The sequence below is a fragment of the Herpetosiphonaceae bacterium genome (assembly GCA_036374795.1).
GTDB lineage: Bacteria > Chloroflexota > Chloroflexia > Chloroflexales > Kallotenuaceae > LB3-1.
On the sequence record DASUTC010000081.1, the window covers coordinates 1 to 13884 of the forward strand.

Here is a 13884-nt window from a genome sequence, read left to right on the forward strand (position 1 = left end):
GCGCTGCGGCAGGGCGACCTCGCGGGCGCGGCACCGAGCGTGATCGGCGCGCCGCTGCGCGACCTGGCGGTGTATGTGCTGGATGCCGGGATGCAGCCGGTGCCGATCGGGGTGCCGGGCGAGATCTACGTGGGCGGGGCGGGGGTGGCGCGGGGCTACCTGGGGCGGCCCGACTTGACGGCGGCGCGGTTCGTGCCGGATGCGCTCAGCGGTCACGCGGGGGGGCGGCTGTATCGCAGCGGGGATCTGGCGCGGTATCTGCCGAATGGCGATCTGCACTACCTGGGGCGGATCGACCAGCAGGTCAAGGTGCGCGGCTTTCGCATCGAGCTGGGCGAGATCGAGGCGGCGCTGGCGCAGCATCCGGCGATCCGCGAGGTGCTGGTGCTGGCGCGAGCGGATGGACAGGGCGAGCAGCGGCTGGTGGCGTATCTGGTGGGAGAACCGGGGAACACAGGAACACCGGAACAAACGAACCAAGAACACCGGGAGCACCAAGCACCCGAACCTCCAAACGCAGCACGCGAAACTCCAACCTCGCAACGTGGAACGGTGAACGTGGATCTCCGCAGCTTCCTGAAGACGACGCTGCCGGACTACATGGTGCCGAGCGCCTTTATCTGGCTCGACGCCTTTCCGCTGACCACCAACGGCAAGATCGACCGGCGCGCGCTACCGGAACCCGATCAGAGCCGCCCGGAGCTGGGCACGGCGCTGGTCGCGCCGCGCACGCCGACCGAGGAGGCGCTGGCGGCTGCCTGGGCGGAGGTACTGGGCATCGAGCGCGTCGGCGTGTACGACAACTTCTTCGGCCTGGGCGGCGACTCGATCCGTAGCCTTCAGGTCGTCGCTGCCGCCCGCGCCCGTGGCATCGGCATCACGATCCAGCAGATGTTCGAGCACCAGACGATCGCCGAGCTGGCCGAGATGATCACTCCCAACGCCCTCCCGTCGCCGCAGCTCGCGTCATTCGATCAGCTCAGTCCCGCCGACCGCGAGAAGCTGCCGCCGGATGTCGAGATCGCCTACCCGCTGGCGACGCTTCAGAGCGGCATGCTCTTTCACAGCGCTGCCAGTCCTGAGGCCGCGCTCTACCACGATTGCTTCAGCTTCCACCTGCGCGCGCCCTACGATCCGGCGGCGCTGCACAGCGCGCTCGATTCGCTGAGCGCGCGCCATGCGGTGCTGCGCACCTCGTTCGATCTGAGCCGCTTCGAGCAGCCGCTTCAGTTGGTCCACGCACACGCTGAGGTGCCGCTGACGATCGACGATCTGCGCGCGCTCGATCCTTCGGCGCAGGAGGCCGCACTGGCCGAGTGGCTGGCGGTCGAGCAGCACACGCCCTTCGATTGGACCCACGCGCCGCTGCTGCGCGTTGCGCTCCATCGCCGCACCGACGCGACCTTCCAGCTTACGCTCAGTTGCCACCACGCGGTGTTGGACGGCTGGAGCGTCGCGCTGCTGATCGGCGAGCTGTTTCAGCTTTACCGCGCCGCGCTGGGCCGCAGCGTACAATCGCTGCCAGCGCCCGGCCAGAGCTTCGCCGACTTCGTGGCGCTGGAGCAGCAGGCGCTCAACGATCCGGCGCAGCTCGACTACTGGCGCGCCCGGCTGGACGGCAGCACGCTCACGACCGTGCCGCGCTGGGGGCCACCGCAGCCGGAGGCGGAGCAGGCCGCCTCGCGGGCAGAGCTAGACATTCCGCCTGAGGTCGTGGACGGGCTACGGCGGCTGGCGCAGACGACCAATGTGCCGTTCAAGAGCGTGCTGCTCGCGGCGCATCTGCGCGTGCTGAGTCTGCTCGGCGACCAGACCGACATCGTGACCGGCCTTGTGATCAACGGGCGGCCTGAGACTGAGCGTAGCGACCGTACGCTCGGCATGTTCTTGAACACGATCCCGCTGCGGCTCAATCTCGCGGGCGGCACATGGTCCGATCTGGTCCGCGCGACCTTCGCCGCTGAGCGCGATGCGCTGCCCTATCGCCGCTATCCGCTGGCCCGGCTTCAGCAGCAGCTCGGCGGGCAGCCGCTCTTCGAGACGGCCTTCAACTTCGTTCACTTCCATGTGCTTCAGTCGCTGGAGGCGGATGATGCGATCGAGGGCATCGGCGGCACCGCGATAGCGCGCACGAACTTTCCGCTCGCCGCGCACTTCTCCCAGGACCCGGCGACAGGAGAGCTTCAGCTCGCGCTGGACTACGACCCGACGCTGCTGCGGTCAGCCCAGGTCGACGCCTACGGCGGCTATTACGCTCGCACCCTGGCGGCGATGGCCCGCGAGCCGCTGGCGCGCTACGAGACGATCGATCTGCTGACGGAGGCCGAGCGCCGCTACCTGCTGGTCGATTGGAGCACGACCGCCGCGCCCTCGCAGGAGCGCTGCGTCCACGAGCTGTTTGCCGCCCAGGCCGCGCAGACACCCGAAGCGACCGCCGTGGTCTTTGTCGATGGCGATGCGACCGAGCGGCTGAGCTACGCCGAGCTAGACCGGCGCGCCGATCGGCTGGCGCACGAGCTGCAAGCGCACGGCGTCAGGCCGGAGATGCGTATCGGCCTATATCTGGATCGATCGCCGGAGCTGATTGTCGCAATCCTGGGCGTGCTCAAGTCGGGCGGCGCGTACGTCCCGCTTGATCCGACCTACCCCGCCGAGCGGCTGCGGTTTATGCTCACCGATGCCGACGTTTCGATCGTGCTGACGCGGCAGCAGCTCACGCAGCAGCTTACGGAGCTTGATCCGGCTCGATCTCACGTGCTGTGCCTCGACGCCGACTGGCCGATGATCGAGGCCGCCGAAATGCGCGGCCCGGCAGCGCGAGTGCTGCCGGAGCAGCTCGCGTACATGATCTACACCTCCGGCTCGACGGGACAGCCCAAGGGCGTGCTCGTGCCGCACCGGGGCATCGGCAACCTGGCCCAGGCGCAGATCGCCGCCTTCGATGTCCGGCCCGACAGCCGGGTCTTGCAGTTTGCCGCGCTGAGCTTCGACGCGGCTGTCTCCGAGATCTGCATGGCGCTGCTGGCGGGCGCGGCCCTGTACCTCGCGCCGCGCGAGACGCTGCTGCCCGGCCCCGGCCTGCTCGATCTGATGGATCGGCACGCGATCGATGTCGTTACGCTGCCGCCTTCGGCGCTGGCAGCCATGCCGATCGCGGAGCTTCCGGCGCTGCGCACGATCGCCGTGGCCGGTGAGGCTTGCCCGCCCGACGTGCTGGCCCGCTGGGAGCGGCCCGGACGACGCTTGATCAACGCCTACGGCCCCACCGAGACGACGGTCTGCGCGACGATGGCCGAGGTTCTCGACAGCAGCCAGCGCCCACCGATCGGGCGTCCGATCGACAACACGCAGGTGTTTGTGCTCGACGATCAACTCCAGCCGGTGCCCCTGGGCGTTCCCGGCGAGGTCTTGATCGGCGGTCTGGGGCTGGCGCGGGGCTACCACCACCGGCCCGACCTGACGGCGGAGCGCTTCGTGCCGCATCCCTTCAGTGAGGCCGGGTACCCTCAGGGTGGCGCGCGGCTCTATCGCACAGGCGATCTCGCGCGCTGGCTGCCCGACGGCTCGCTCGACTATCTCAGGCGGCGCGACGATCAGATCAAGCTGCGGGGCTTCCGCATCGAGCTGGGCGAGATCGAGGCCGTGCTCCGGCAGCATCCTTCCGTCTGCCAGTGCGTGGTCGTGGTGCGCAACGCCGGCCACGACGCGCAGCGGCTGGTAGCGTACGTGGTAGAAGAACAAAGAACGGGCGCCCTCTGGGCACACAACGAACAAAACGAGAACCAGGAACCTGAAACTTGGAACCTGGAACTTGGAACTCGAACCTCGAACCTCGAAACCTTGACCTCGGAACTGCGGCAGTTCCTGGAGGCAAGGCTGCCGGGCTATATGATCCCGTCGGCGTTCGTGGTGCTCGACGCGCTACCGGTGACACCCAGCGGCAAGCTCGATCGCACGGCGCTGCCGGAGCCTGAGGCCGCCCTGCCCGATGTCGACTGGGTCGCGCCGCGCGACCGCTGGGAGCTGGACGTGGCGCGGCTGTGGCAGGAGCTACTCCAGAGCGGGCCGGTCGGCGTCGACGACGACTTCTTCAAGCGCGGCGGCGACTCGCTGCTGGCCGTGCGGCTGGTGGCGCGGATCGAACAGGAGCTTGGCCGACGCATCCAGGTCGCGTCGCTGATTGGCGCGTCGAGCGTCGCGCAGATTGCTGCGATGCTCCGGCAGCAGCCAGCCGAGCAGGAGTGGTCGCCGCTGGTGGCGATCCAGCCCGGCGGCAGCCGACCGCCGCTCTTCTGCGTCCATCCGATCGGCGGGCATGTGCTGTGTTACGTCAAGATGGCGCAGGAGATCGGCCTCGATCAGCCATGCTACGGCCTTCAGGCGCGCGGCCTGGAGCAGGACGAGCCGCCGCCGATGTCGATCGAGGCGATGGCAACCGATTACCTCGCGGCGATCCGCGCGGTCCAGCCACACGGCCCCTACCTGCTGAGCGGCTGGTCCTTCGGCGGCGTAGTCGCCTTCGAGATGGCGCAGCAGCTTCTACGGCAAGGCGAGGAAGTTGCGCTGCTGGCGCTGCTCGACAGCAGCCTCGACCCGCCGATCCAGGCCGCGCTGACGCCGACCGAGGAGATCCTGAATCTGGCCTGGGGCCTCGGCGGGATCTTCGGCAAAGAGCTGGGCCTGACCGCCGAAGAGCTGGAGGGCCGTGATCAGGAGGAGCAGCTCGCCTACCTGCTGGATCGCATCCGGCACATGGAGCTGCTGCCCGCCGACATCGGCCTGCCGCAGATGCGGCGCTACCTGGCGATCTTCCGTACCAGCGTCACGGCGGCACATAGCTACGTCCCGCAGGTCTACCCAGAGTCGATCCTGCTGCTGCTGGCCGAAGAATCGCAGCCGGGCTTGCAGGAGAAGCGCGAGGCCGACTGGAGCGCTGTCGCCGCTGGCGGCCTGATCATCGACAATGTGCCCGGCAACCACTACTCGATGATGCGCGACCCGGATCAGATGGCCCGGCGGCTCAGAGCCGAGCTGGACCGAGTGATTGCCGGTATGGATTCCGCAACCGAAGCACACGCTGCAACACAGCTCCCTGTATAAAGGAGTACACCGATGCTCATACGACGGCTGGGAAAGATTCTGGGCTGGATTGTGCTGATCCTGCTGATCGTGGTGCTTGCCACGGGCGCGGGCGGCTACTTCTACGTCCGGCGCTCGCTGCCGCAGGTACACGGCGTCGTCAAGGTGCCGGGGCTGAGCGCGCCCGTCGAGATCCGGCGCGACCGCGACGCGGTGCCGCATATCTACGCCCAGAGTCGACAGGATGCGCTCTTTGGGCTGGGCTTTGTCCACGCGCAAGATCGGCTGTGGCAGATGGAGTTCTACCGCCGCAGCGGCCAGGGCCGTCTCTCGGAGATCCTGGGCGACTCGACGATCACCGCCGACCGCTTTACCCGCGCGACCGGGATGCACCGGGCCGCGCAGAGCGCCTGGGAGGATCTGCCCGAAGACATCAAAGTTGACGTGAGCGCCTATGTCGCCGGGATCAACGCGCTGATCGACGGCGGTGGCACGCTGCCGCCTGAGTTTATCGCGATGGGCCACAGGCCGGAGCCATGGACCGGCGCGGATGTGATGCTGTGGGCCAAGCTGCTGTCGTGGGCGCTCGGCGGCGCGGGCATCGAAGACGAGCTATTCCGCTCCAGCCTGATCGACGAGGTCGGGCCGGAGCGTGCGGCGCAGCTCATCCCCGACTACGCGCCCGATGGGCTGAGCATCCTCTCGCCGAGCGGACAGCCGCCGCATGCCGCGCAGCAATCGTGGCGCGAGAGCCTGGCGACCAGAGAGCTATCCGGCGAGGCATTGCGCAGCGGAAACTACGAGGCGCTGATCGCGCTCGACGAGCAGACGCGCGCCCTGTTGCAGCTTGACGACGCGCAGCGCTACGGCGTCGGCTCGAACAACTGGGTCGTCTCCGGTGCCAAAAGCTTCACCGGCAAGCCGCTGCTGGCGAACGATCCGCATCTGGCGGCCACAATGCCATCGCGCTGGTATCTGGCGCATCTCTCCGGCGGCGATATGGATGTGATCGGCGCGACGATCCCCGGCCTGCCCGCCGTCGTCGTCGGTCGCAACCGCACGATCGCCTGGGGCATGAGCAGCAATCACGTCGATAGTGTCGATTTCTTCCGCGAGCGCCTCGACTCGACCGGGACGATGGCCGAGTTTCAGGGCCAGATGGAGCCGATGACGATCATCACCGAGACGATCAAGGTCAAGGGCGGGGCCGATGTGCAGGTGCCCGTGCGCATCACTCGTCACGGCCCGCTGCTCTCCGACGCGATCGTCGCCAACCGCCGCCCCGGCTCGCTTGAGTCGCAGCTCCCACCGCTGGAGCCGCTGGCGATGCAGTGGATCGGCCTGATGGAGGGCGATAAGACCGTCGGCGCGTTTCTCAAGCTCAACCGCGCGCAAAACTGGGAGGCGTTTCAGGATGCGCTGCGCGACTACGACGGCCCCTCGCAGAACTTCATCTACGCCGATACCGAGGGCAATATCGGCTTCTACCTGCCGGGCCGCCTGCCAACTCGCATGCGCGATACCGCGTCGATCCCGGTCGAGGGCTGGTCGGGAGCCTATGAGTGGACCGGCTGGGTGCCCTTCGAGGAGCTGCCGCACAGCTACAACCCGCCTGAGCATTTCATCGTCACGGCCAATAATCGCCCCTTCGATCGAAGCTATCCCTACTTCCTGGGCCGTGGCTGGCTGATCCCCTACCGCGCCGAGCGGATCATGGAGCTGATCACGAGCAAAGACACGTTCAGCCTCGACGACTTCGCGACCATGCAGGGCGATACCGTCTCGATCATGGCGCGGCAGACGCTACCGGAGCTGCTCAAGCTGGCGACGCCCAAGACCGAGCAGGAGCGGCAGGCTATCGCGCTGCTCCGCGACTGGAACTACGACATGCGCGGCGATAGCGCCGCCGCCGCGATCTTTGCCGCCTGGATCGATCCGCTGCCGCGCACGCTGGTCGAGGACGAGCTTGGGCCGCGTCTCGGCAGACGCTGGCGCGGCGGTATCGAGAACTACGTCGGCACGTTCGTCGCCAGCACGCTGCGCGAGCGCGACAATCCCTGGTGCGATAACGCGAAGACCCAGCCGCGCGAAGATTGCGCCGCCGTCGTGAATGAGGCGCTGAGCGCCGCTATACAGCATCTTACGCAGAAGATGGGCAATGATCTCAGCACGTGGCGCTGGGATCGCGTTCACAGCGTCGTCTTCGGGCATCAGCCCTTCACCGCCACGCCGGTGCTCGAGTCGCTTCTGGATCGGCGGATCGGTCACGGCGGCACCTGGGGCACGGTCAATATCGGCAATCCGGCGCTGGAGGCCAACTTCGATCAGTTCCAGAGCGCCAGCTATCGCCAGCTTGTCGACCTGAGCAGCACCCAGAACGACCGCTTTATCATCGCGATCGGACAGTCGGGCAACCCGCTCTCGCCGCACTACGACGACTATCTCGACGACTGGCACGCCGTACGCTATCGCTCGCTGCGCCTCGATCGTGAGGTCGTGGACCGCGACCAGCAAGCGCTGCTGCGGCTGGAGCCGTAGCCTAATCAGGGTTTCGAGTTCAAAGGACTCGAATCTCGAAACTGAGCTATGATGGATTATCTTGCCAACTCATCCGACGCGCCGCCGCTGACGGCGGCTGAGCGACAGGCGCTCGAACGCTGGAACGCGACGGCTCAGGACTATCCCCGCGACCGCTCGGTGGCCGAGCTGTTCGCCGCGCAGGCGGCGCGCACGCCCGATCATGTAGCGCTCGTACGCGCCGGGAGCGACGGGCAGGAGCAGCGGCTTACCTACCAGGCGCTCGACGAGCGTGCCACTCAGCTTGCTCATTCGCTCCAGACTCTTGGAGTCGGGCCGGATGTGCCGGTCGCGGTCTGCCTCCGGCGCTCGTTTGAGTTCGTGATCGCCCTGCTCGCCGTGATCAAGGCAGGCGGCGCGTACGTGCCGCTCGACCCGGCCTTGCCCGATGAGCGGCTGCGCTTCATGCTCGCCGACACCGGAGCGCCCGTGCTGCTGACCGAGCAGGCGCTCTCGGAGCGGCTACCCGGCGGCAGCGCCGTGATCCGCCTCGACGCCGACGCGGCCCGACTTGCCGCCGCCAGCAAGCTGCCGCCCGCCAGCCGGACGCAGCCCGACAACCTGGCCTATATCATCTACACCTCCGGCTCGACCGGCACGCCCAAGGGGGTGCAGGTGACGCAGGCCGGGCTGCTCAATCTGGTCTTCTGGCATCAGCAGAGCTGCCAGATCACGTCGGACGACCGGGCCGGGCTGGTAGCGGGCCTGGGCTTCGACGCGCTGGTGCTTGAGCTGTGGCCGTACCTCACGGCGGGCGCGACGCTCTACCTGCCCGATGACGAGACGCGTCTCAACCCGGCGCGTCTGCTGAAGTGGCTCCATGTCCACGCGCTCACGCGCATGTTTGCGCCAACGCCCATGGCCGAGGCGCTGATGCAGCAGCCCTGGTCGGAGCCGGGCGATCCCTGGGAGGCGCTGCGGACGCTGCTGACCGGCGGCGACCAACTGCGGCAGTATCCCGATCCGCGCGTGCGCTGCGAGGTCGTCAACAACTACGGCCCGACTGAGACGACCGTCGTCGCCACGGTCGCGACCTACACCTCGGATTCCGCCGATCCGCAAGCGCGCGGCCTCCCGCCGATCGGGCGCCCGATCAGCAACACCCAGGTGTATGTTCTGGATCGGCAGCTCCAGCAGCAGCCCCCTGGCGTCGTGGGCGAGCTGTATATCGGCGGGGTTGGTGTGGCGCGCGGCTACCTGAACGCTCCCGCGCTGACCGCCGAGCGCTTCGTGCCCGATCCGTTCAGCGCAACACCCGGCGCGCGGCTGTACAAGACCGGCGATCTCGTGCGCTACCGCAGCGACGGCAACCTCGAATTTCTTGGCCGGATCGACGGACAGGTCAAGCTGCGCGGGTATCGCATCGAGCTGGGCGAGATCGAAGCCGTGCTTGTGCAGCATCCCGCCGTGCATGAGGCCGTCGCCGTCGTGCGCGAGGATCAGCCGCCCGCAGGCGGGCACCCGCAGAAACGGCTGGTAGCGTATGTGGTAGAACAACAGAACGGGCGCCCTGTGGGCACACAACGGAACAACCCAGCCGATTCAGATCACTCTGGTTCTTTGATCTCTGGTCCGTGTGCGCCCCAGGACCTCAGCGAGTTCCTGGGGGAGCGGCTGCCCGCCTACATGGTGCCGAGCGCGTTCGTCTTCCTCGATGCGCTGCCGCTGACGGTCAACGGCAAGATCGATCGTAACGCGCTGCCCGCGCCGGAGCAGAGCCAACGCCTGCCGGACCGGCAGATCGTCGCGCCGCGCACCGCGCTTGAGGAGGTGCTCGGTCAGTTCTGGATCGAGGTGCTGGGAGTCGAGCGGGTCGGCGTCTTCGACAGCTTCTTTGAGCTAGGCGGCCACTCGCTGCTGGCGACGCAGATCGCCACGCGCGTGCAGCAGGTGTTGCGCGTTGAGCTGCCCGTCGGTCAGCTCTTCGAGTCGCCGACGATCGCCGGATTGGCGCAGATCATCCGCGCGAACGAGGCGACGCCGGGCCATGCCGAGAAGGTTGCCCAGCTTCTGATACGGATCAAAGGCATGTCCACCGCCGATCTCAAGCAGACGCTCCAGCAGAAGCGCTCGCAGTGATCGGGCATGCGTGTGCCGCCATGCCGACCAGCCGCTCGACAAGCGACCCCCGCAGTCTTTCCCCGGCGGGGGTCGCGATATGAGGCTGGAGGAAGAAGCGAGATGAGGGCCACCCGCCCCGGCCTGACGACCCCTGTTCGTTCGCCCCCGCCTACGCCCAGCGAATCAGGCCAAGCTCGTACTTCGTGGCTAGATCGGGGTGCGCGGGCACAACCCGCACGCCATAGACCAGGCTACCGCCGTGCTGGGCGGCAATGCTGCCGGTGTAGGTGTACGTTCCTGTGACGGTCTGACCGGTTCGCGCCAGCTCGACCGAGCCGGTTTCGAGCACCTCCCAGTCCTCGTCGCGCCCAACGACCAGCTCCACCGTGACATCTTCCGGACGGAGCGCGCCCAGCGTGATCGCCGCTGTCACGGCCACCTGATCACCGATACCAAGCTGTGTCTCCTGCGGACCCTGCACCCGCAGCGTCACCTCGTGCCAGTGCGCAGTCACATGATGCTTCCAGCTTGCCAGCGTCCGCGCCTTCTCGTAGCCGGTGCTGGAAAAATCCTTGTTGCGCTCGGTGGTCGGGATATAGAGCAGATTAGCGTACTCCTCCACCTGTCGGGTCATCGAGAACTGCGGCGCGCAGGTTGTGATCGCCGCCTTCATCACCTGAATCCAGGCATGAGGCACGCCATCGGCATCGCGCTTGAAGAACGTCGGGATGATCTCCTGCTCCAATTTGTTGTAGAGATCGGCGGCATCGGCCTCGTTCTGCGTCTCAAGATCCTGGTACTCGCGCTCCTCGCCGATTGCCCAGCCGTTGGTGCCGTTGTAGCCCTCGGCCCACCAGCCGTCGAGGATCGAGCAGTTGGGCAGGCCGTTGAGCGCCGCCTTCATGCCGCTGGTACCGCTGGCCTCATGCGGTCGGATGGGATTATTGAGCCAGAGATCGCAGCCCGACACAAGGTAGCGCGCCATGTCCATATCGTAGTTCTCAAGAAAGAGGATCCTCCCGGCAAACTCAGGGCTGCGCGAGAGCGTATAGATCTCTTTGATCAGCTCTTTGCCCGGCTGATCGGCGGGGTGTGCCTTGCCCGCAAAGATGATCTGCACCGGTCGGTCGGGATTGTTGAGCAGGCGGTGCAGCCGTTCACGATCGCGGAAGATCAGCGTCGCGCGCTTGTAGGTGGCGAACCGCCGCGCAAAGCCGATCGTCAGCGCGTCGGGATTGCCGATCGTCTCAGTCTCAGCCAGCGCGTTGGGACCTTCGCCCAGGCGCGTGCGATGTTTGCGCAGATGCGCCCGCATATACGAGAAGAGATACTGCTTGCGGGCGTTGTGCGCGGCCCACAGCTCGGCATCGGGAATGCCCGCAACCGCCTGCCAGGTTGCTGGATTGCTGCGGCGATCCTGCCAATCCGCCTGGAGGTAGCGCGTATAGAGATCGCGCATCTCAGGCGCGAGCCACGTCGGGATATGCACGCCGTTGGTGATATGCGTGATCGGCACCTCGTCCTCGGTAATACCGGCCCAGAGGAAATGCCACATCCGGCGCGCCACAGCGCCGTGCAGCTTGCTCACGCCGTTATGCAGCGACGAGAAGCGCAGCGCCAGGATGGTCATCGAGAAGACCGAGCCCCAGGGCATGATCTGCCGCGCCAGCTCGTGAAACTGATCGCGGCTCAGGCCAAGCTGCGGCCAGTAGCCGCTAAAGTACTTATCGATCAGATCGTAGCCGAAGACCTCGTTGCCTGCCGGTACGGGCGTGTGCGTGGTGAAGACCGTGCTGGCGCGAACAACCTCGCGCGCCACGTCGAACGAGAGGCCATCCTGCTGCACCAGCTCGCGCACCCGCTCCAGCACCAGAAAGACCGGATGCGAGTCGTTCATGTGGAAGACCGACGGCTGCAAGCCCAGCGCGCGCACCACGCGCAGACCGCCGATGCCCAGCACGATCTCCTGCGAGATCCGCAGCTCGTGATCGCCGCCGTACAGCCGCGCCGAAAGCTCACGATCGCCGGGCGCGTTGCCGGGCACGTCCGTATCCATCAGGTAGAGCGCCACGCGCCCGATCTGGAGCTTCCAGACCTTGGCGTACACACGGCGTCCCGGCAGATCGACATGCACCTCGATCTCTTTGCCGTCCTGCCCGACCGCAGGCGTCGCCGCGACGCTGGCAAACGACAGCTTATCGTAGTACGCCTCCTGCGTGCCGTCGCGCGTGATGCGCTGGGTAAAATATCCCTGCGGATACAAAAAGCCGATGCCCACAAAGGGCAGGCCCAGATCGCTGGCCTCTTTGATGTGATCGCCCGCGAGCACGCCCAGGCCGCCGGAGTAGATCGGCAGCGACTCGTGCAGGCCGAACTCTGCCGAAAAATAGGCGATCAGCGTGTGCCTGCGCTGGGGATAGGTCGTCTGGAACCAGGTATCCTTGCGGCTCATGTAGGCGTCGAACTCGGCCAGCACCGCGTCGAAGCGCGCCAGATAGCCCTGATCGTCGGCGACCGCCTCCAGCTTCGTCGGCTCGACCTCGGCCAGCATGCGCACGGGATTATGGTTGACCTTGCGCCATAGTGCCGGATCGAGATCGGCATACAACGAGCGGGCCTCAGGCGTCCACGACCACCAGAGGTTATACGCCAGATCATAGAGCCGACTAATGCGCTTCGGCAGCGTCGGAAAAACGGCAACACGGCCTAGAATGTTCACACAGCCATCCTTTCAACAGGGTCTTGGTTTCCCGCAATCGATAAAGACGCGGCTCGCCATCGATCGCACAGGTGGCGCAACGGCGAGCCGCAAGAATGTGCTTTCAAAAAACATGGATGCATCGTCGACGATGCGGCTGCATTATACTCCACGTTGCGGATCTGTACGACACGGCGCGCGGCTTGATCGCGCAGGCGGCATAGCTCACGGCTGAAGCGCGGTGCAGACCGCTCAGCGCCCCGCTCGTTGCCATCCCGCTGGGCCTCAGGTACAATGCTTCGTGGTGCCAGCGCCAGACTTATGATTGCGCGGCGTTTTGCAGCATCCGCCGACAGAAGAGGACGTATAGGACAGACAGCGTGAACCAACCGACGGTCATTCCACAAACATCCGCAACCGCAACGATCAAACACCTGCTCAGGGCGATGCGGCCAAAACAGTGGGTCAAAAACGCCTTCGTGTTCGCAGGTATCGTCTTTGCCGAGCAGCATCTTTTCACTAATGCAGGCGCGCTGGTCAAAGCCTTCGCGGCGTTTGCGCTCTTCTGCCTGATCTCAAGCTCGGTCTATCTGATCAACGATCTCGCCGACATTGAGCGCGATCGACAGCATCCTCGCAAGCGCCTGCGTCCGCTCGCTTCGGGCAAGCTCTCGCCGACCGTCGCGCGGATCGTCGCCGCGGCCTTATCGCTCGGCAGCCTGCTGGTCGCTGTCGGCGCGGCGTTCAGCGCAACGCCCACCGACTGGGGCTGGATCTGGTTTAGTCTGATTCTGCTGCTCTATTTTGCGCTGCAAGTCGGCTATACATTCGTGCTCAAGCACATCGTGATCATCGACCTGTTTGCGATTGCGGCTGGCTTCGTCTTGCGCGCGCTCGGCGGTGCCGCGATCCTCTCGGTGACGATCACCTCGTGGTGGCTAATGTGTGTTCTGTTTCTGGCCTTGTTCCTGGGCCTGGGCAAGCGCCGGAACGAGCTTCAGGTGCTCGAAAACGGCGCGGGCGAGCATCGCCGGATCTTGCAGGAGTACTCGCCGCAGTTCCTTGAGCACCTGCTGACGATCGATGTCGCCTGTACGATCATCGCCTACAGCATGGCGACGTTTACCGCGCCCTCGGTGCCGAAAGAGCCGTATCCGTTCCTGATGCTGACGATCCCGTTTGTGGTCTACGCGATGTTTCGCTACCTCTACCTGATCATCCAGAAGGGCGAGGGCGGCGAGCCCGCCGATCTGCTCTTCCGCGATCGTCCGTTCCTGATCTCGATTGTCGCCTGGGGCCTGCTCGTCGTCACAATCCTGCTCGTCTCCGGCCAGCAAGGCTAAGGCCAGGGCATTTACTATTTCTTACTATTTTCTCAGCTTTTGTTCAGCCTACGCTTAAGCACGAGCCATACAATCGAGATGTGCATCCGTGTGTAGCGGTGTGATAACGATATATTGGCGCTTGGG

5 protein-coding genes are annotated in these 13884 nt (G+C 65.9%); 4 read left to right on the forward strand and 1 reads right to left on the reverse strand.

What is annotated here, in order from left to right; translation table 11 throughout:
- From VFZ66_05565 to VFZ66_05575, 3 genes are all read left to right on the forward strand, one after another.
- Positions 1–5100 (forward strand): amino acid adenylation domain-containing protein (locus VFZ66_05565; protein HEX6288636.1); only part of this gene is annotated, 5100 nt, incomplete at its 5' end.
- Positions 5101–5112: 12 nt separating this feature from the next.
- Complete coding sequence (locus VFZ66_05570) at positions 5113–7617, forward strand: penicillin acylase family protein (GenBank protein HEX6288637.1); 2505 nt, start codon at positions 5113–5115, stop codon at positions 7615–7617.
- A 48-nt stretch (positions 7618–7665) separates the two neighbouring features.
- Positions 7666–9735 carry a non-ribosomal peptide synthetase gene (locus VFZ66_05575; protein ID HEX6288638.1) on the forward strand — a complete coding sequence of 690 codons (2070 nt, stop codon included), beginning with the start codon at positions 7666–7668 and terminating at the stop codon, positions 9733–9735.
- A gap of 151 nt (positions 9736–9886) precedes the next feature.
- Here the strand turns inward: VFZ66_05575 and glgP are convergent, their stop codons facing one another.
- Entirely contained in the window at positions 9887–12436 is a 2550-nt protein-coding gene (gene glgP / locus VFZ66_05580; GenBank protein ID HEX6288639.1) for an alpha-glucan family phosphorylase, read from the reverse strand.
- A gap of 359 nt (positions 12437–12795) precedes the next feature.
- Between glgP and VFZ66_05585 the strand changes: the two genes are divergently transcribed.
- Positions 12796–13758, forward strand: coding sequence for a decaprenyl-phosphate phosphoribosyltransferase (locus tag VFZ66_05585; GenBank protein ID HEX6288640.1), 963 nt, complete (start codon positions 12796–12798; stop codon positions 13756–13758).
- Positions 13759–13884: the final 126 nt, after the last annotated feature.